Raw genomic sequence first — 22,401 nt, forward strand, 5'->3', positions numbered from 1 at the left:
CGACGCGGCCGTGGTAGCCGCGCGCCAGCTGCGCTCCCGCCAGGTACAGCTCGCCCTGCACGCCGATCGGCGCGGGCCGCAACCGTCCGTCCAGCACGTAGACCTGCGAGTTCCACTCCGGCTCGCCGATCGGCACTTGCGGCGAGTCCACCTCGGTGACCTCGCGGCTGGTGATGGACACCGCCGCCTCGGTGGGGCCGTAGAGGTTGTGCAGGCCCGCGTCGCACACCTGCCGGAACGCGGCGACGGTCTCCGGCGGCAGCGCCTCGCCGATGACGAACACGTCGCGCAGCGAGTCGAGTTCGCCCGGCGCGGCGTGCGCGGCGAACACCGCGAGCATCGATGGCACGAAGTCGGTGAGTGTGACGCCATAGCGGGCGACGGTCTCGGCGAGGTAGCGCGGATCGCGATGTCCGTCCGGTGCGGCCAGCAGCATGGTCGCGCCCGCTCGTAGCGGCAGGAAGTAGCCCCACAGCGAGACGTCGAAAGTGCTCGCGGTCTTCTGCAAGTAGACATCGCCGGTCCGCGGACCGTACTCCGCCTGCATCCAGGCCAGCTGGTTGGCGATCGCCTGGTGACTGACCGCCACGCCCTTCGGCTTTCCGGTGGACCCGGAAGTGAAGATCACGTAGGCGGGATGCTGCGGGTGCAGCGCGCCGTGGCGTTCGCGGTCGCCGATCTTGCCGGAGGGATAGGCGGAAAGATCGAGTTCATCCAGCTGATACACCGGAACGGAAACCGGCGCGGCCGCGTCGAAACCGCTATCGCTCGTGGTCAGGACGGCATGCGGTCGCGCGGTGCCGAGGATGTGGCCGATGCGTTCAGCCGGATGCCCTGGGTCCACCGGGACGTACGCGCCGCCCGCCCGCGCCACCGCGTACATGGCGACGACCAGTTCCACCGAGCGCGGCAGGGCCAGCACGACCAGCGCTTCCGGGCCGACGCCGATCCCGATCAGCATCCTGGCCAGCCGGTCGGCGCGGTCGGACAGCTCGGCGTAGGTCAGCCGCTCGCCGTCGGTGACCACCGCGACGGCATCCGGGGTACGGCGCACCTGCGCGTCGAAACCCTCGTGCAGGAACCGGTCGGGCACTCGGTGTCCGCTGGCGTTCCAGCTCGCGGTGACGTAGTCCAGCTCGCCCGCGTCCAGCAGCGGGAGATCCCCGACCGGCGCGTTCGGGTCGTCCACTGCCGCACGCAACAGCCGGACGAACTTCGCGGCGAACTCTCGCACCGTCGCGGCGTCGAACAGGTCGGTGGCGTAGGTGAATTCGGCGCGGTAGCTGTCGGCGACTTCGGACACCGTGAGCTGGAGGTCGAACTTCGCGAAACCGGAGTCGAAGTCGACCTGCTCGGTGTCGAGACCGGGCATGGTCAGCGCGATCGGCCCGATGTTCTGCATGAACAGCGCGACCTGGAACAGCGGATGCCGGGCGGCCGAACGCGCCGGGTTCAGCGCCTCCACCAACTGCTCGAACGGGATGTCGGCGTGCGCGAAGGCGCGCAGGTCGCGGTCGGCGGCGTGCGCCACCAAGTCGGCGAAACCGCGCGCGGCGTCCACTTCGGTGCGCAGCACGAGGGTGTTGACGAACATGCCGACCAGATCGTCGAGCGCGGCCTCGCCCCGGCCGGCGACCGGTGTGCCGATAGCGATGTCCTCGGTGCCGGACAACCGGGCCAGCAGGGCGGCCAGCGCCGCGTGCAGCACCATGAACGGCGTCGCGCGAACGCGTGCCGCGATCGTCTCGACGCCGGAGCGCAGCGCGGCGTCGACGGCGAACTCGTAGGTAGCGCCCTGATACGAGGGCGCGGCCGGACGCGGCCGATCGGCGGGCAGATCCAATTGCGCGGGCAGCTCGGCCAATTCGGCGCGCCAGAAGGCGAGCTGGCGCGCTGCCACGGACTCCGCGTCGGTCTCCGCGCCGAGGACCCGTCGCTGCCACAGCGCGTAGTCCGCGTACTGCACGGCCAGCGGAGTCCACTCCGGCCCGCGGCCGTCGCGCCGGGCGGCATAGGCCGTGGCCAGGTCGCGCATCAGGGGCACGAGCGAGACGCCGTCGGCCGCGATGTGGTGGACGACGAGCACGAGCGTGTGGTCCTCGGGTTCGCAGCGCAGCAGGCGCACCCGCACCGGGATCTCCTCCGCCACGTCGAAGCCCTGGCTCGCCGCCCGGCGGATCGCCGCGGCCAACCGCTCCCGCGGCACTTCGGCGGGCGTCAGGTCGAACACCGCGTGTACGCGTCGCACCGATTGCGCAGGCCCGTCGGCGGTCTGCGGATACACGGTGCGCAGCACTTCGTGCCTGGCCACCAGATCGGTGATCGCCGCCGACAGCGCGGCGACGTCCAGCGGGCCGCGCAAGCGCAGCGCCACCGGGATGTTGTCCACGGCGGCGGCGCCCAGCTCGCGGGCCTGATCGGTGTCGGCGCCGAACCGGTTGAGGAACCACATGCGCCGCTGGGCGGGCGAGAGCGGAACATGCTCCGGGCGCGGACCGGCCACCAGCGGCGGACGCGCCGCGGCCGGATGCGCCGACGCGGCCACCGCGGCAACAGTGGGACGATCGAAGAAATCGCGCACGTCCACGGTCGCGCCGATGGCCGCGGCGATCCGGGCGATAGCGCGGGTGGCGAGCAGCGAATTGCCGCCCAGCGCGAAGAAGTCGTCGTCCGCGCCCACGCGCGGCACGTCCAGCAGCTCGGCGAAAATCGCGGCGACCGCCGTCTCCGCCTCGGTCTCCGGCGCCCGATAAGCCGTTGTCCCGGAATCGAATCGCGGCTCAGGAAGCGCTCTGCGGTCCAGCTTGCCGTTGGCGTTCAACGGCATCGCCGCCAGCGCGACCAGCAGCGTCGGCACCATGTACTCGGGCAGCTCGCCGCGGACGGAGTCCAGGACCTCGGCGGTCTCGACCGCGTCGCCGACCACGTAGCCGATCAGATGATCGCCGCTCGCGTGCCGGTGCAGCACCACCGCCGCCTGGGTGACGCGCGGGTGGCGCAGCAGCGCCGCCTCGATTTCGCCGAGTTCGATCCGCAGGCCGCGCAACTTCACCTGGAAGTCCGTGCGGCCCAGATATTCCAGTTCCTCCGGCCCGCCCTCCACCCCGGGCGCCCAGCGCACCAGGTCGCCGGTGCGGTACATCCGCTCCCCGGCCGGTCCCTCGGGGTTCGCCACGAATCGCTCGGCGGTCAGGCCCGGCCGGGCCACATAACCGCGGGCCAGTTGCACGCCTGCCAGGTACAACTCGCCGACGACGCCGCGCGCCACCGGACGCAGGCTGTCGTCGAGCACCAGCAACTCGGTGTCGTCGGCGGCGACGCCGATCGGCACGCCCGCCACGTCCGCGCCGGTCACCTCGTGCGCGGTCACGTCGACCGCCGCCTCGGTGGGCCCGTACAGGTTGTGCAACGTCGCCCCGCAGACGTCGCGGAATGCCGCGGCGGTGGCGGCCGCAAGCGCCTCACCCGAGGCGAAGACCAGCCGCAGCGAGTCCACCGCGACCGACTCGGCAACGAAGACCGCGAGCATGGACGGCACGAAATGCGCTACCGTGACCCCGCTTTCGGCGATCACGCGCGCCAAGTACGCCGGGTCCCGATGACCGTCCGGTTCCGCGACGACCAGCCGGGCGCCGACCTGCAACGGCCAGAAGAACTCCCACACCGACACGTCGAAGGTGAACGGCGTCTTCTGCAACACCACGTCGTCGGCGCGCAGCCGGTACATCCGTTGCCGCCAGCGCAGATTCGCCACGATCGCGCGGTGCGAGACGGCGACGCCCTTCGGCCTGCCGGTCGAGCCGGACGTGAAGATCACGTAGGCGAGGTCGTCGGCCGACCGGGCGACCGCGGGCGCATCCGGCGTGGGCGAGCCCGCGAATTCGTCGATCCGCAGCGGTGCGACCGCACCGCCGAAGTCGGGCTCGTCGCGCATGGTGGTCAGCACGAGCACCGGCTCGGCGACCGCGACCACGTAACCGATGCGGTCGGCCGGATGATCCGGGTCGATCGGCAGGTACGCGCCGCCCGCCCGCAGGATCGCGTACATGCCGACCAGCAGGTCGATCGAGCGCCGCACGGCCAAGCCCACCAGCGAGTCCCGCCGCACGCCGAGTTCGACCAAGTGGTGGGCCAGCGCGTTGACCCGGCCGTCGAATTCGGCGTAGGTGAGGGTGATTCCCGCGTATTCGACGGCGATCGCGTCCGGAGTCCGCCACACCTGCTCCTCGAACAGGCTCACCAGTGTCTCGACCGGCGCGGTGGTGGTCGCCGGGAGATCCGGCGCGGCCGCGAGCGCGTCGTCGAGCAGCGCGTCCAGCACCGCACCGAGCGCGCCGTCACCGGATTCCAGCAGCGCGGGCAGTCGACCGGAGACCACCACCGGAACCAGCGCCTCCGCGCCCACCCCCGCGCCCATGGCTTCGGACAGGGCCGCGAGTTCGTCGGCCAGCGCCGCGTAGGTGACGGTGAGTTGCCCATGCCGCAACGCCACGCGCTGCGGGTCCAGCCCGGCAACAATCGCGATGAGATCGGGCAGGTCGTCGATGCCGTAGCCGCGGCGCACGGCGTCTGCGTGGGTCATCAGCGGTTTCCTTCCGAATCGATTGCCGCCGCCGAGTCGGCGAGCAGCGCCTCGGCGGTGGCGGAGAGGGTCCGCAGCAAGGCCGCAAGACCGCTGCCGCCGAGTGCGGCGAGCAGACCGGGAACCAGCCCGGCGAGCGAGACATGGATCAGGGCTTCGGGTTTGGCCGCCGGGCCCATCGCCTTGGCGACGGACGCGAGCTTCGCGTCGAGCTCACCGAAGGAGACCAGCCGATCGCCGTGCTCGAACGCGGTGGCGGCGGGGACGGCCCGTGCCGTCCGGACGATCAGCGCGGGCAGGTCCGCCACCGACGCGCTGGGCCGGGGCAGCCGTTCGGCCGCGGAACGGATGTCGATCGCGCGAATGGCCACCGCCGGATCCGCGGCCACCGCCTCCAGCACCCGCAGCAAACGGTCACCGAACGCGTGCGCCGTCGGTTCGTCGAAGAGGTCGGTCGCGTAGCCGACGCACAGCTCCATACCGGCGCGCACACCGTCGGCGGCGAACTGCTCCAGCACGGTCACCTGGAGGTCGAACTTCGCCTCCGCCGACGTCAGGTCGACCGCCTCGACCGCGAGGCCGGGCAGTTCTACCTCCGCCCGCGGCAAGTTCTGAAAGGTGAGCAGTACTTGAAACAGCGGCGCGTACGAGCCCGAACGGGTGACGCCCAGCGCCTCGACCACCTGATCGAACGGGACGTCGGCGTGCGAGAACGCCGCCAGATCCCGCCGGGTGACCTGGCGCAGCAGCTCGCCGAAACTCGCACGGGGATCGACCTCGGTGCGCAACGCCACGGTGTTGACGAACATGCCGACCAGCTCGTCCAGCTCGCGGACACCGCGCCCGGCGACCGGCACGCCGACCGTGACATCACCCGCGCCGGACAGTTTCGCCAGCAGCACCGCGAGCGCGCTGTGCACCAGGGTGAACAGTGTGCCGCCGTGTTCGCGGGCCAGTCGCTCCAGGCGGACGGTGCGCTCGGCGTCGATCTCCCGGATAACGCTTGCCCCCTGCATGCTTCGCCTGGCCGGTCGCGGTCGATCGGTGGGCAGGGCGAGCAGTTCCGGCGCACCGGTCAATTCGGTGCGCCAGAAGGCGAGTTGGCGCGCCAGCAGGCTGTCGGGGTCGGCGCCGTCGCCGAGCAGCTCGTGCTGCCAGGCGCTGTAGTCGCGGTAACGGATCGCGGGCGGGGCCGAGTCCGGCGCCTGTCCGGTGGATCTGGCCAGGTAGGCGCGCACCAGGTCAGCGGTCAACGGTGCGATCGAGTATCCATCCGCACCGATGTGGTGCAGCACGACCACCAGGACGTGTTCGTCGGCGGCCAGGGTGAACAGGGCGGCGCGCACCGGCGGCGCGGAAGCGAGATCGAAGGCGGGAGACACGAAGTCCGCTATCCGCGTGTTCATTTCCGATCGGCTCACCGGAATCGATGTCAGGTCGACCGGGGACGCGGGCACGACCTCCTGGACAGGTCCGTCCTCGGTGTCCGGGTACCTGGTGCGCAGCGTCTCGTGCCGGTCGAGCACATCGCCGAGCGCCGCCGCCAGCGCCGCCGCATCCAGCCGGCCGCGCAGCCGCAGCGCCGTGGGAATGTGATAGGCCGACGAGTCCGGTGTGAGCCGGTCCAGCACCCAGATGCGCTGCTGCGCGGGCGCGAGCGGCACCGGCCCGGTATCGGCGCGACGGACCAAAGCGGGCCGGGCCATGCCGCGCTCGGTGGCCGCGATGCGTTCGGCGAGTGCGGCGGGCGTCGGGGCTTCGAACACCGCGGCCACCGCCACATGGCCGCCGAGTGCCGCGCCGAGCCGGGCCGCGAGCCGGGTGGCCATCAGGGAGTTGCCGCCCCTGGCGAAGAAGTCGTCGTCCACGCTCACCACGTCCACGCCGATGACCTCCGCGAACGCGTCCGCGACCAGTCGCTCCAACGCACCGGACGGCGCGCGGAAGGCCGCCTCGGCGAACAGCGGCTCGGGCAGCGCCGAACGATCGATCTTGCCGTTGGCCGTGAGCGGCAGCGCCGCCAGCACGACGACGGCGGCGGGCGTCATGTACCCGGGCAGTCGCGCGGCCACAACGGCGCGCAGCGACACGGCCAGGTCGGCGTACGTGACCGGATCGGCTTCCGGCACTGCGGCATACGCGATGAGCCGTGTTCCCGCGCGGTCGTCGGCCTTCGCCACCGCGACGGCCGCGGCCACCCCGGGTTGCCGCAGCAGCGCGGCCTCCACCTCGCCGAGCTCGATGCGGAAGCCGCCGATCTGCACCTGGAAGTCGGCGCGCTCGAGGTATTCCAGGGTGCCGTCGGGACGCCAGCGCACGATGTCGCCGGTGCGGTACATCCGCTCGCCGGCCGCCGCACCGAGTTCGACCGCGAACGGATCGGCCACGAAGCGGTCGGCGGTCAGCGCCGGACGGCGCCGGTAGCCGCGTGCCAGCTGCGCGCCCGCGAGGTACAGCTCGCCGGGCACTCCGATCGGCGCGGGCCGCAAGCGCGCGTCCAGCACGTAGACCCGGCTGTTCCAGGCGGGCGACCCGATCGGGACGGTGTGCTCCGGCTGAGTGTCGAGCGCGAACGCGGTGATCGACACCGCCGCCTCCGTGGGGCCGTAGAGGTTGTCCAGCGCGGTTCCGCTATGACGGCATAGGAAGTCCACGGCGGTGGCCGACGGCAGCGCCTCACCGATGGCCAGCACGTGACGCAGGGTCTCCGGCAGCGCGGCGCCCGGCTCGGCCGCCAGCAGCATGCCGATCAGGGCGGGCACCGCGTACAGCACGGTGACGCCGTGGCGGCGCAGCAACGCCCGCAGCAGGTCCGGGTCACGTTCGGCGCCGGGCGCGGTGACGATCAGCGACCCGCCGGTGACCAGCGCGGACCAGAACTCCCACACCGACAGATCGAAGGTCGCGGGCGTCTTCAGCAGCAGGCGATCGTTCGCGCCGAGGACGTATCTGTCCGCCAGCCAGGCGAGCTGATTGACGATCGCGGCGTGCGGAACCGTCACGCCCTTGGGCACGCCCGTGGAGCCGGAGGTGAAGACGACGTACGCCGGATGCTCGGGACGCAGCGGACCGACCCGGTCCGCGTCGGTGATCGCCGTCGCGGCGAGCCCGGCGACGTCGAGCCGATCGATTTCCACAACCGTGCAGTCGATTTCGAACGGGAACCCGTCGCGCGAGGTGGTCAGGACCACGACCGGCGCCGCGGTGGCCACGATGTGGGCGATCCGCTCGGCCGGGTGGTCCGGATCGATGGGCACATATGCGCCACCCGCCCGCACCACGGCGTACATCGCGACGACCAGTTCGAGCGAGCGGCGCATCGCCAGCACGACCGTCGACTCCGGTCCGACACCGGACGTGATGAGCCTGCGCGCCAACCGGTTCACCCGTTCGTCGAACTCGGCGTAGCGCAGCTCTTCGCCGGTCGTCGCGTCTACCAGCGCGACCGCACTCGGGCTGCGCGCGGTCTGCGCGTCGAACAGATCCGCCAGCGTGGCCCGCGGGACCGGCCGCCGGGTCCGGTTCCATTCGGCGAGCACCTGCGATCGGTCGGTCCCGAGCAGGTCGATGTCGCCCACCGGCAGTTCCGGCCGCGCCGCGATCGTTTCCAGCACCCGGCGCAGTTGGGCGGCGAACCGGAACGCGGTCGCGCGCTCGAACAGATCGGTGGCGTAGCCGAGGGACAGCTCGATGCCGTCGGGCGCGTCGTCGGCGTCGTAGGCGTCCACCGCGAACAGGTGCAGGTCGAATTGCGCTACGCCGTTGTCGAACTCGAACTCGCGAATCTCGAGTTCGGGCAGCCGCAGCTGTCCCCGCTCATGGTTCTGGAACGAGTAGCCGACCTGGAACAACGGGTGGCGTGCGGTGGAGCGCACCGGGTTGAGCACTTCCACCAGACGTTCGAACGGCACGGTCGCGTGTTCCAGCGCCGCCAGGTCGGCGGCCCGCGCCCGGGCCAGCAGCCCGGCGAACGACTCGCCGCCGTCGACCCCGACGCGCAGGACGAGAGTGTTGACGAACATCCCGATGACGTCGTCCAGTTCGGCGGCGCCGCGTCCGGCGACCGGCGTGCCGATCGCGATGTCACCGGCGCCCGACCACCGCGCGAGCAGCACGGCGAAAGCGGTGTGCACCACCATGAACAGCGTCGCGCCGTGCCGTCGGCCGAGGGCGGCCAGATCCGCGTGCAGCCGCGCGCCGATCGTCAGCGGAACCTTGTCCCCGCGCAGGGTCTGCCTCGCGGGGCGGGGGCGGTCGGTCGGCAGCGCCAGCTGATCCGGCAGTCCGGCGAGTGTCCGGGTCCAGAAACGGATCTCGCGGGCCGCCACCGATTCGGCGTCGTCCTCGGCGCCGAGCAAATCGCGTTGCCACAGTGCGTAATCGGCGTACTGCACGGTCAGCGGTGTCCAGTCCGGCGCAGCGCCACCACGGCGCGCGGTGTAGGCGACCATCAGATCCCGCACGAACGGTGCGATGGACGAGCCGTCGGCGGCTATGTGGTGCAGCACCGCGGCGAGCACGAACTCCGGCCGCGCGCCCGTGCGGACCACACGGAACAATCGCATCCGCACCGGAATCTCGGCGGTGACGTCGAAGGTCGTCTGCGCCAGTTCCCGGACCCGCCGCGGTAGTTCGCCTTCCGGGACATCGATCGGCCGCAGCGCCGGAGCGGTGGCGGGCTCGACGAGTTGCACCGGTTCGCCGTCGATCTCCGGATAGCGAGTGCGCAGCGCCTCGTGCCGGGCGACCACGTCACCGAGGGCGGCGCGCAACGCGGGCACGTCCAGCCGACCGGACAGCCGCAGGGCCACCGGGATGTTGTAGGCGGTGGAGGACTGGTCGAACCGATTGAGGAACCACATGCGCTGCTGCGCGGGCGAGAGCGGGACCCGCTCCGGGCGCGCCGCCGCCACCAGCGCGGGCCGGGTGCCTCCCATGGCCACCGCGCTCGCCGCCGCCGCGAGGTCCGCGACCCTGGGAGCTTCGAACAGCGCGCGCACACCGACCGTCCGGCCCAGCGCCGCGCCGATCCTGGTGACCGCTTTCGCGGCCAGCAGGGAGCTGCCGCCGAGCGCGAAGAAGTCGTCGTCGGCGCCGACGGCGCGCTCCGCGCCGAGCACTTCGGCGAACACCTCCGCCACGACCCGTTCGCTCGGCGTGGACGGCGCCCGGTAGGTGGTCGATTGGAACCGTGGCGCGGGCAGCGCGGCGCGGTCCAGCTTGCCGTTGACCGTCAACGGGATGCGCGGCAGCGGGACGATCGCGGCGGGCACCATGTGCTCGGGCAGGCGATACACCAGGGCTTGTCGCAGCGCGGCGGTGTCGACGGAGTCGTCCGCGCCGACCGCGTACGCGACGATGCGCGGTTCGTCCACCAGATCGGTGCGCACCACCACGGCCACTTCCCGGACCGCTTCGGACGCCTCGAGCAGCGCGGCCTCGATCTCACCGAGTTCGACGCGGAAGCCGCGCAGGTTCACCTGCTGGTCCGCGCGCCCGAGATACTCCAGCTCGCCGTCGGCGGTCCAGCGCGCCAGATCGCCGGAGCGGTAGGTGAGCGCTCCGTCGCCCGCGTACGGGTCCGCGACGAAGCGGCCCGCGGTCAGTGCGGGACGGCGCAAGTAGCCGCGCGCCAATTGGCCCCCGGAGACGTAGATCTCGCCGGGCACGCCGACCGGGACCGGCCGCAACCGGTCGTCGAGCAGGCGAACGGTCAGTCCGGGCAACCCGGCGCCTATCACGCCGGCCGAGCCGGTGTGCCCGTCGATTTCCCGATAGGACACGTGCACCGTGGTCTCGGTGATGCCGTACATGTTCACCAGGCGCGGCGCGTCCGGGTAGCGGGCGAGCCAACCGCCGAGGCGCTGCGGCTCCAGCGCCTCGCCGCCGAAGACGACGACCCGCAACGCGAACGCGGCGGGTTCCGGTTCGGCCAGATCGGCGGCGACGAGCTGATAGAACGCCGACGGTGTCTGGTTGAGCACGGTGACCCGCTCGGCGAGCAGCAGCTCACGGAACTGCCGCGGCGAGCGCGAGGTGTAGTAGTCGACCACCACCACCGTCGCGCCGGACAGCAGCGGTCCCCACATTTCCCAGACCGAGAAGTCGAAGGCGTAGGAGTGGAACAGGGTCCACACGTCCGCCGGGCCGAAGCCGAAGCGCCGCCGCGTGTTGTCCAGCAGCCGCAGCACGTTGCGATGCGGCACCACAACACCTTTGGGCCTGCCGGTGGAACCGGAGGTGTAGATGACGTAGGCCACGTGACCGGAGCGCAGCGGGGTGCGCCGATCCACATCGGTGACCGGCTCGCCGCCGAACTCGACGAGGTTCGGTGCGGCGACGTCGATCACCGGTCCACCGAACCAGCCGCGCGGCAACTCGGTGGCGGCCCCCGCGATCGCGCAGATCGGCCGGGCGTCGTCGAGGACGTATTCGATCCGGTCGTCCGGGTAGGCCGGATCGATCGGCAGGTATCCGCCGCCCGCTTTGAGCACCGCGAGCAGGGCGACCACCAGTTCCGCCGAGCGGGGCAGGGCGACGGCCACCAGTGTTTCCGGCCCGACGCCCGCGGCGATCAGCCGCCGCGCCAATCGGTTGGACCAGTCGTCGAGTTCGGCATAGGCCAGCGACCGTGCCCCGTCGCGCACCGCGACAGCGGCCGGGTCCAGCGCGGCGGCCCGCGCGAAACGCTCGGCCACACTGCCGGTGGCGTCCGCGACGTCGGGGCCGCCGACCGGCCACTCGTACAAAGCGCGATGCTGCTCCTCGGCGCTGAGCAACTGGATATCGCCCACGACCACGGTGGGATCGGCGGCGATGGCGGCGAGCACCTGAGTGAACCGCCTGCCGAGAACGGTGACCGACGGCGCGTCGAAAAGATCGGTGGCATACCGGATCTCGACCTGCATGCCGTCGGCGCGCCCGTCCGGGTCGTTCGACTCGAGCACGGTGAACTGGAGGTCGAACTCGGCCACCGGCGCGTCGAACTCCTGCGCGCGCACCCGTAGATCAGGCAGCTCGAGCTCGGGCAAGGCGAAGTTCTGGAAGGTCAGCGCCACCTGGAACAGCGGATGACGGTTGCGCGCGCGGGTCGGAGCGAGCATCTCGACGAGCCGCTCGAACGGCGCGTCGGCATGCGAGAGCGCGTCGAGGTCCTGGTCGCGCACCGCGTCGAGCACGGTCTCGAACCTGGCTCTGGAGTCGACGGCGGTGCGCAGCACCAGCGTGTTCACGAACATCCCGACGAGCCGGTCCAGCGCCGCGTCACCGCGTCCCGCGACCGGGGTGCCGATCGCGATGTCCGCGCCGCCCGACAGCCGGGCCAGCAGTACCGCCAAGGCCGCGTGCACCGTGCTGAACAGCGTGGTCTCCCGTTTGCGCGCCAGCTCGCCCAGCTCGCTGTGCAGGTCGGAATCGATCCGCAGGCGGTGCGTCGCACCGCGATGGGAGGAGATCGCCGGACGGGGACGGTCGGTGGGCAGTTCGAGTTGCTCCGGCAGGCCGTCCAGGGCGCCGCGCCAGTAGTCGAGTTGCCGCTCGGTGTCGGCGAGACCGGCCTGCCAGAGCGTGTAGTCGGCGTACTGCACCGGCAGCGGATCCCACGCGGGCGCTGCCCCGGCCCGGCGCGCCGAGTAGGCGGTCATCAGATCCTCGGCCAGCGGACCGAGGGAGAAACCGTCCGCTGCGATGTGGTGCAGTACCAGGGCGAGCGCGTATTCCGCCTGTGGCGCACCGTCGATCGCGAACAGCGCTGCCCGCAGCGGTGTTTCCGTGGTCAGATCGAAAGGCGCGGCCGCCAGCTCCCGAAGCTGTTCCGCCAGTGCGGTTTCGGCCACACGTATGACCGGGAGGTCGGGCGCGGACTGCGGCAGGACCAGTTGTTCCGGCCCGTCCGAGCCGTCCGGGTAGACGGTCCGCAGGATCTCGTGCCGGGCCACCACGTCGGCCAACGCCATGGTCATCGCCGCGACGTCGAGCTCACCGGCGAGGCGCAGCGCGACCGGGATGTTGTCGATCGCGGCGGCGGGCCCGGCCTGCTCGTCGGCGTGGAAGCGGTTGACGAACCAGACGCGCTGCTGGGCCGGCGACAGCGGGACGCGCTCGGGCCGCGGGCGGGGGCGCAGCGGGACGCGACCGCCGTCGCCGCGATGCGTTTCGGCGCGAGCCGCCAACGCGGCGACCGTCGGTGCGTCGAACAGCGCCCGCACCGGAATCCGGGTGTCGAGCGCGGCGTCGAGCCGGGCCGCCACCCTGGCGGCGGTGAGCGAGTTGCCGCCGAGGGCGAAGAAATCGTCGTCCAGGCCCACCCGGTCGACGCCGAGCAGCTCGCCGAACGCCGCGGCGACGAGTTTCTGCACGGGCGTCGCGGGCGCACGGAACCGCGCGGGCTCGATCGCGGGCGCCGGTAGCGCTCGGCGGTCCAGCTTGCCGGAGGCGTTGACCGGGAACTCGGGCAGCACGACGTATGCCGACGGGATCATGTACGCCGGGAGACGCCGGGTGAGCGTCGCCTCGAGCGCACCGAGATCGAGGTCCGCGCCGGACGCGGAGACCAGGTAGGCGACGAGCCGCTCGCCGGTCCCGGCGTCGTCGCGCACGACCACTACCGCCTGAGCGACTTCCTCCAGACTCGTTAGCGCCTGCTCGATCTCACCGAGTTCGATACGCAGACCACGCAACTTCACCTGGAAGTCCGTGCGGCCCAGATACTCCAGCTCACCATGCTCGGTCCACGCCGCCAAGTCACCCGTGCGATACATCCGCGCACCTGGCTCCCCGAACGGATTGGCGACGAACCGGTCGGAGGTCAGGTCCGGACGCGCCACATAGCCCCGCGCGAGCTGGACACCCGCGAGATACAGCTCACCCGCGACACCCACCGGCACCGGACGCAACCGAGCGTCCAACACCAACACCTGCGTGTTGAACACCGGCGCACCGATCGGCACCGACTCGACATCGGCATCCACGACCTCGTGGAAAGTGACGTCGACCGCCGCTTCGGTCGGGCCGTACAAGTTGTGCAGAGACGCGCCGGTCAACTCCCGCAAACGATGCGCGGGCTTGGGCGGCAACGCCTCACCGGATGCGAACACCAACCGCAGCGAATCACATCGCGCCGCAGCAGCATCCGCGATGAACACCGCCAACATCGAGGGGACGAAATGGGTGACGGTCACCTTCTCCGCACTGATCACCTCGGCCAGATAGGCCGGGTCACGATGACCGTCCGGCTTCGCGACGACCAGGCGCGCACCGACCTGCAAAGGCCAGAAGAACTCCCACACCGACACATCGAACGTCGCAGGCGTCTTCTGCAACACCACATCCGCGCCAGTCAGCTGGTAGGCGGTCTGCGTCCACACCAGACGGTTCACGATCGCCGCATGCGAAACCACCACACCCTTCGGACGACCCGTCGAACCCGACGTGAAGATCACATACGCCGCATTCGACGGCGTGAGCGTCCCGAGACGATCCGCGTCGGTCAGCGGTTCGCCGGAATAGTCCCCGGTATCGAACAGGTCGACGTCCAGCACCGCCCACATCCCGGCGGCCCGCCCGGACAGGTCGAGCCCGTCCTCGGAGCGGCTCAGCACACACACCGGCCGCACCGTCCGCAGCATGTCGGCGATCCGCCCGGCCGGATGCTCCGGATCGATCGGAACGTAGACTCCCCCGGCCGCCAGCACCGCGTACAGGGCCACCACGAGATCGACCGACCGCCGCATGCCCACCGCCACCGGCTGGTCCGGCCGCACGCCGACGGACACCAGCAGCCTGGCGAGCCGGTGCACCCGGCTCGCGAACTCGGCGTAGGTGAGCGAGGCACCGTCGAAGGTCACCGCGAGCGCCTCGGGCGTCCGCGCCGCCTGCGCCTCGAACAGCGACACGAGCGTCGCGGCCGGATCCACCGGGTGCCCGGTGGCATTCCAGGCGCTCAGGATGCGGGCACGTTCCCCTGGGCTGAGCAGGTCGATCGCGCCGACGGGCACTCTCGGGTCGGCGGCCACCGCGTCGAGCACCCGGCGCAAACGCAGGGCGAACGACGCGACGGTAGCCGAATCGAACAGATCGGTCGCGTATTCGAAGACCGCGGCGAGACCGGAACCGTCCGCCGTCTCCGTCACCGACAGGTGCAGATCGAATTTCGCCGTTCCCATGTCGATGTCGAGTCCGGAAACGGTCAGGCCGGGCAGCTCGAGATCGGTGCGCGCGGTGTTCTGCAAGTCCAGCATCACCTGGAACAGCGGATGCCTGGCCGCCGACCGCTCCGGCGCGAGCACCTCGACCAAACGCTCGAACGGCGCGTCGGCGTGGGCGAATGCGGCCAGGTCGCGCTCGCGCACCGCCGCGACCAGGCCGGTGAACGTCAACTCGGGCCGCACATCGGCGCGCAGCACGACGGTGTTGACGAACATGCCGACGAGCTCATCGAGCGCACGCTCGCCGCGACCGGCCACCGGGGTGCCGATCACGATGTCCTGCTGCCCGGTCAATCCGGCCAGCAGCGTGGTGAACGCCGCGTGCAGCACCATGAACAGCGAGGCGTTCGCGCTGTCCGCGATCTCGCGCAACCGCCGCCGCGTCGCGGCATCGATGGTGAAGACGTGGCGCGCGCCGCGACCCGACGCGACGGCCGGGCGCGGCCGATCGGCGGGCAGCGTCGTCACGTCCGGCAGACCGGCCAATTCGCCCCGCCAGAACCGGATCTGCTCGGCCAGCATCGCATCCGGGTCGTCCTCGGAGCCGAGGACCTCCCGCTGCCACAACGCGTAGTCGGCGTAGTGGACGGTCAGTGGCGTCCAGTCGGGTGCGCCGCCCGCACGGCGAGCGTCGTAGGCGCGCATGAGATCGCGGGTGAGCGGTGCCAACGACCAACCGTCGGCGCTGATGTGATGCAAAGCGACGACGAGCACGTGCTGCTCCGCGCCGAGGCGCAGCAGGGCGAGGCGCACCGGCGGCTCGCGATCGACCAGGAAGGGCGTGGCCACCAGTTCGCGAATCCGCTCCGTCAGCCGCCGCTCGTCGACCGATTCCGCGACCAGCCCGACCGGCGCCTCCTCGACTGGGAGCACCAGTTGATACGGAATACCCTCCGCCGCCGGGTAGACCGTGCGCAGCGACTCGTGCCTGGCGAGCACGTCGACCACCGCGTCCGCCAGGGCCGTCTGATCGAGCGCGCCGCGCAACCGGATGGCGGCGACCAGATTGTCCGCCACCGAGGCCGCGTCGAACTGGTTCAGGAACCACATGCGCTGCTGCGCGTAGGACAGCGGGATCAGTGTTGGGCGCGCCCCGGCGACCAGCGGCGCCCGTCTACGCGCCCGGCCGCCGGACAGGTCCGCGGCCAGCGCCGCCACGGTCGGGAACTCGAACAGCGCCCGCACCGGCACTTCGGTGTCCAGCGCGTCCGCCAAGCGGGCCGCGATCTGCGTGGCGACCAGCGAATTCCCGCCCAGCGCGAAGAAATCGTCGTCCGAGCCGACCGGGTCGACGCCGAGAACCCGCCCGAACACCGCGGCGACGGTCCGCTCCACCGGCGTGCGGGGCGCGCGGAAAGTCTTCGTGACCGGCGCCGGGTCGGGCAGCGCCTTGCGGTCCAGCTTGCCCGACGGAGTCAGCGGCATCGCGGTCAGCGGGACGCACGCGGTGGGCACCATGTACGAGGGCAGCACCGGGCGCAGCCGCTGCTCCAGCTCCGCCGCGAGCCGATCGGGGGCGATCGCGCCGACCACGTAGGCGGCCAGCGTCTCGCCGGAGGGCTGCGCGACGACCCGCACGGCCGCCGCCCGCACGTCGGCCATGGCGAGCAAGGCGGCCTCGATCTCGCCGAGCTCGATTCGCTGCCCACGCAGCTTCACCTGGAAGTCGCCGCGGCCCAGGTACTCCAGCGCGCCGTCGCGGCGGCGGCGCACCAGATCCCCGGTCCGGTACATCCGGCTGCCCGTCGGTCCGTACGGGTCGGCGACGAAACGCTCCGCGCTCAGGTCGGCCCGGCCGAGGTAGCCGCGCGCCAGTTGCACGCCGGACAAGTACAACTCGCCGACCACGGCGTCCGGAACCGGTCGCAACCGGTCGTCCAGGACCATGGCACGGCTGCCCGGCACCGGACGCCCGATCGGCGCCGGACCGCTCGCGGCCGGGTCGACCGGGGCGTACGTGGCGTGCACGGTGAATTCGGTGGGCCCGTAGAGGTTGTGCAGCCGCGCGGGGCTCACCGCGGCGAACGTGGCGGCGGCCTCACCGGTCATCGCCTCCCCCGCGACCAGCACGGTGCGCAGGGACGCGATCGCGGCCGGCGCTGCGGCGTCGGCGAACACCGTGAGCATGGACGGAACGAAGGAGGTCATCGTCACCCGGTGCGCGGCGATGGTCGCGGCGAGATACCGGGGATCGCGGTGCCCGTCGTGGTCGGCGACCACGATCCGCGCGCCCCGGGTGAGCGGCGCGAACAGCTCCCACACCGACACGTCGAAGGTGGCGGGGGTCTTGAACAGCACGACGTCGTTCGCGTCGATCCGGTATTCGTCCGCGATCCACCTGACCTGATTGACCGCCGCGTCATGCTGCACCGCCACGCCTTTGGGACGGCCGGTCGAACCGGAGGTGAAGATGACGTACGCGGTACCGGAAGCGCGCAAGGGGGCGAGACGATGCGCGTCGCCGACCGGCGCGGCGGAGTATTCGGCGACCTCAGGGGCGTCGGCCGTGAGCACCGGCGTCGCGGGTAGCTCCGCGAGCGCGCATCGATCGGCGAATTCCCCCGCCTCCTCCCGGGATCGGGTCACTACGCACACCGGGCGGGCCGCGGCGATCACCTGCGCGATCCGGGCCGCAGGCTGGTCCGGGTCCACCGGCACGTACCCACTGCCCGCGGTCAGCACCGCGTACGCGGCCACCACGAGATCGACCGAACGCGGCATGCCGAGCACGACCAACCGCTCGGGCCCCACCCCCGCGGCGATCAGCCGACGCGCCAGCCGGTTGACCGCGCCCGCGAACTCCGCGTAGGTCAGCCGCCGCTCGGCGTCGAGTACCGCGACCGCGTCGGGGGTGCGCCGCGCCTGTGCCTCGAAGGCGGTGAGCAACGTCTCCGCCGGGTCCTGTGCGCCCGCGACGGCCTGCCCCGCCGCGAGTGCGCGCGCTTGCTCGTCGCGGTCCAGGAGAGGCAGATCGCGCACCGCGATCGCGGGATCGGCGGTGATCGCCCACAAGAAGCCGATCAGCCTGCCCGCGTAACCCGCGATGGTGGCTTCGTCGAAGAGATCGGTGGCGTAGGTGAATTCCGCGGGAACCCCCGCCGGTGCCGAACCTTCCCCGAGTCCGGCACCGGCGGCGTTCTCGGTGACCGTGAGCTGGAGATCCAGCTTGGTCACTCCGGTATCCAGGGTACTGGTGGCGACCGACAGTTCGGGCAGTTCGAAAGCGATTGCCTCGGCGTTGTCGAAGGCGAGCAGCACCTGGAACAACGGGTGACGCGCCTGCGAGCGCGGCGGATCCAGCGCCGCGACCACCCGCTCGAACGGCAATTCGGCACGGCCGAAGGCGGCGAGGTCATCCTCGCGGACCCGCGCCAGCAAGGCGGTGAAGGGCTCGGCGGCGTCCACCCGGGTGCGCAGTGCCAGGGTGTTGACGAACATGCCGATCAGGTCGTCGAGCGCGCGGTCGCCCCGACCCCCGACCGGGGTGCCGATCACGATGTCGTCGGTGCCGGACAGCCGCGCCAGCAGCGCGGCCAGTGCGGCGTGCGTCAGCATGAAGGTCGAAACGCCGTGCGCGCGGGCGAGTTCGTTCATCCGGGCGACCAGGTCGCCGGGGAACTCGAAACCGAACACCGCGCCACGGCCGGAGGCGACCGCGGGGCGGGGCCGGTCGGCGGGCAGGTCGAGCTGGTCGGGCGCGCCCGCCAGCGCGTCGGTCCAGAACGACAGCCGATCGGCCGCGAACGAATCGTCCGCGGAGTCCAGCAACTCGTGCTGCCAGAGGCTGTAGTCGGCGTACTGCACCGGCAGCGGGGCCCATGCGGGCGCGCTGCCGCCGCGGCGCGCCCCGTACGCGGTCATCACGTCGCGGGCCAGCACGCGCAGCGACAGCCCGTCCGCGGCGACGTGGTGCAGGACCAGCGCGAGGGCGTGACTGCCGTCGTCCACCGCGAAGATCCGCGCCCGGATCGGGATCTCACGTTCCAGATCGAAACCGCGGGCGGCGAACGCGCGCAGCCGCTCGTCGAGGTCGGCGGCGCCGATCGCCTCCGGCGCGGCGGCGATCGGCGCCACCGACAACACGACCTGCCGCGCCGCGAGCCCCGCGCCGTCGCCGGGCAGCAGCGCGGGGAAGATCGTGCGCAGCACTTCGTGCCGGAGAACCAGATCATCGAGCGCCTGCCGCAGCGCGGTGACGTCCACCGCACCGCGCAACCGCACCACGAACGGCATGTTGTAGCTCGCGCCGGCCCGCTCGAACCGGTTGAGAAACCAGATGCGCTGCTGCGCCGGAGAAAGCGGAACCAGCGGCGGCCGTGGCCGTGCCCGCAGCTGCGCGACCAAGGACGCGCCGCCGGATCCACCGGCCCGCTCGACGAGCCCGGCAAGTTCGGCCACCGTGCAGGCGGCGAACACGTCGCGGACTCCGAGCGGGCAGTTCAGGTCGGCGGACAGCCGCGCGGCGACCTGCGTGGCCACCAGACTGTTTCCGCCGAGTGCGAAGAAGTCGTCGTCGCGACCGACCAGCGCGTTACCGAGCACTTCGGCGAACACCCGCGCGACCGCCCGTTCCACGGGGGTGGCGGGCGCGGTGTAGCCCGTCGAAGCCCTGCTCGGGGCAGGGAGAGCGGCGCGATCCAATTTTCCGGACGCGTTCACCGGCAATGTGTCGAGCACCACGTAGGCGGCGGGCACCATGTACCCGGGCAGCGCCTCGGCCGCCGCGGCGCGCAGCCGCTCCGGACGCACCGCGCCGGGCTCCGCCGCCACGACGTAGGCCACCAACTGCTCGCCGACCCCCGCGTCGTCGCGCACCACGACCACCGCGCGGGCCACCGCGTCCACCCTGGCGAGCACGGCCTCGATCTCGCCGAGTTCGATGCGCAGACCGCGCAGCTTCACCTGGAAGTCCGTGCGGCCGAGATACTCCAGCTCGCCCTGCGTGGTCCAACGCACCAGGTCACCGGTGCGATACATCCGGTTCCCCGCCTGTGCGAGCCCGCCGAACGGATCGGCCACGAACCGCGCCGCGGTCAGTTCCGGTCGAGCCACGTAGCCCCGGGCGAGCTGTACCCCCGACAGATACAGCTCACCCGGCGCCCCGACCGGCACCGGCCGAAGCCGCGAGTCGAGAACATGGAGCCTGGTGTTGAACACCGGCGCGCCGATCGGCACCGAGAGGGTATCGGTGTCGGCGACTTCGTGAAAGGTGACGTCGACCGCTGCTTCCGTCGGACCATACAGATTGTGCAGGCGAACGCCGGTCATGGCGCGCAGCCGCTGGGCGAGCGCGGCGGGCAGCGCCTCCCCGGAGGCGAACACCGTGCGCAGCGGCGTGCGGAACGCGGCATGCCGATCGGCGAGGAACGCCGCGAGCATCGAGGGCACGAAATGTGTCGTGGTGACGCCGTATTCGTCGATGACCCGGCGCAGATAAGCGGGATCGCGGTGCCCGTCCGGCTGGGCGAGCACCAGCGTCGCGCCGATCTGCAGCGGCCAGAAGAATTCCCACACCGACACGTCGAATGTGGCCGGAGTCTTCTGCAGCACAACGTCTTCCGCCGATAGTCGGTAGGTCTGCTGCATCCACACCAACCGGTTGACGATCGCGCGGTGGGTAATGGCGACGCCCTTGGGCAGACCGGTCGATCCGGAGGTGAAGATCACATACGCCGGATGCTCCGGCCGCAAGGCCGCGACTCGTTCCCGGTCCCATATCGGCCCCGCCCCGACCGTCTCGTCGGCTCGGTCCACCCGCACCACCGGCAGACCGGACAGTTCCGGCGGCCGCTCGTCCCCGGCGATCAGCACGCAGGCCGGACGGGCCGTGGCCAGGATGTGCGCGGTGCGCTCGGGCGGATGATCCGGATCCAGCGGCAGATAGGCGCCGCCCGCGGCGAGCACCGCGTACATCGCGACGACCAGCTCCGGCGAGCGCGGCAGGTGCAGCGCCACCAGCGTTTCGGGCCCGACGCCGAGCGCGATCAGCGTGCGGGCGAGCCGATTGGCGCGCGCGGCGAGTTCGCGGTAGGTCAGGTCCGGCGCACCGGCGGCCCGCAGCGCCACCGCGCTCGGCGTGCGGGCCGCCTGCGCCTCGAACATCGACACCAGCGTCGCCACGGGAGCGAAGGCCACGGAGCGACCCGGCAGCTGCGCTTCCACGTCGAAACCCGTCTCGTTCCAGATCCGGGTGCTGACCTCGAGTTCCAGCTCGGTCGCGACTTCCACGGAGGCGAGCGCGATGTCCGGCTCGGTGGCGACCAGGCGCTCCAGATAGCGGAGGAACCGGGCGTGCTGCCTGGCTACGTCGTCGGCGGTGTACAGGCGCGGATTGGCCTCGAAGTCGACGTGCACCCGATCCCGGTCGCCGTAGTAGACGTTGAGACTCAGGTCCTCGACCGGACCGGTGGACAACACGTGGTATCGCCCCACGGTGGCGCCGAGGGTGAGATCGCTGCGGAACAGCATGATGTTGGCCAGCGGGCCGAACAGCCCGCGATGCGCCGTACCGGCGGCGCGCTCGGTGTCGCGCCGGATGTCCTCGTGACGGTAGCGCTGGTGACGCAGCGCCCCCGCGACCTCGACGCGGGTGGCGCGCAGCAACGCGCCCCAGCTGCCGTCGACCGGCAACCGCAGCGGCACGATGTTCGACAGCATGCCCGCCGAGCGCCGCAGCGCCGCGGTGGTGCGCGCGGTCACGGGCAGGCTCAGCACCGCCTCGTCCCGGTCGGTCAGTCGTCCGAGGTAGGCGGCGAATGCCGCGAGCAGCACCACGGCGAGCGTCGAATCCTGGCTCGCGGCAAGCGCGTTCATCCGTTCGACGAGTTCCGGCGTGAGCGCTCGCCCGGCGATCAGGTTGGTTGCGCCACGGGGCGCGGAGCGACCGGCGAGGCTGGTCGCGCCGTCCAGCCCGGCCACCCGCTCGGCCCAGTGCGCGCGATCGGACTCGAACCGGGGGCTGCTGCGGTAGGCGAGTTCGGCCTGCGTCAACGAGGCGAGCGTCCCCGGTCGCACGGCCTCGGGTTCGGTGCCGAGCACCCGCGCTGTGTACCGCTCGGCCACCCGCGTGGTGTTGGTGAGCGCGCCGTAGCCGTCCAGCACGATGTGATGGGCTCGCAGGTACCAGAAGTACCGTCGCTCGGCGACGCGCAATACGGCGCCCGCGAACAGCCGGTCGGTGCGCAGGTCGACCGGAGCGCTCGCGTCCGCGCGCATCCAGGCGTGCGCCGCGGCCGCCGGGTCGGCCTGGTCGCGCAGGTCGATCAGCGGAATGTCGACCGAGAGGCCGAAGTCGACGTACTGGTGCGGGATGCCGCCGGATTCCCCCAGCCGCACCAGCACCGACTCGTACTCGCGCGCCGCCTCCACCGTGACCTCTTGCAGCAGAACGGCATCCAACTCGCCGTGCACGTCCACGTACTGCGCGACGTTGATCGGCGCGTCCGGTTCGAGCAGCTGCGCGTACCAGACGCCGAGCTGCGCGGGCGCCAGAGCGAACGGTTCGGGTGCGATCCGGGACGACTCCGGCTCGACGGAACGCGGCGGCAACGCGCTGGACCCACCCAACTCCGTATCGTGCACCAGAGCCTCCTACTCGGCGGAACAACGGCTGTC

The 22,401-nt window shown here is 71.6% G+C and carries 2 protein-coding genes (1 of these 2 cut by a window edge); both read right to left on the reverse strand.

Going from position 1 to position 22,401, the window contains the following annotated elements; all coding sequences use genetic code 11:
• Nucleotides 1-4,582 carry the start of a non-ribosomal peptide synthase/polyketide synthase gene (locus ACWEO7_RS01125; protein ID WP_452419959.1) on the reverse strand. The gene continues 20,783 nt to the left of window position 1, outside the view, so 4,582 of the gene's 25,365 nt are visible here — the first part of the coding sequence; the start codon lies at nt 4,580-4,582; the stop codon falls past the left edge of the window.
• A complete protein-coding gene (locus tag ACWEO7_RS01130; RefSeq protein ID WP_452419960.1) occupies nt 4,582-22,368 on the reverse strand; it encodes a non-ribosomal peptide synthase/polyketide synthase in 17,787 nt (5,928 codons plus the stop codon). The genes ACWEO7_RS01125 and ACWEO7_RS01130 overlap by 1 nt, the downstream gene beginning before the upstream one ends.
• Nucleotides 22,369-22,401: the final 33 nt, after the last annotated feature.

The sequence above is a fragment of the Nocardia sp. NPDC004260 genome (genome assembly GCF_053603155.1).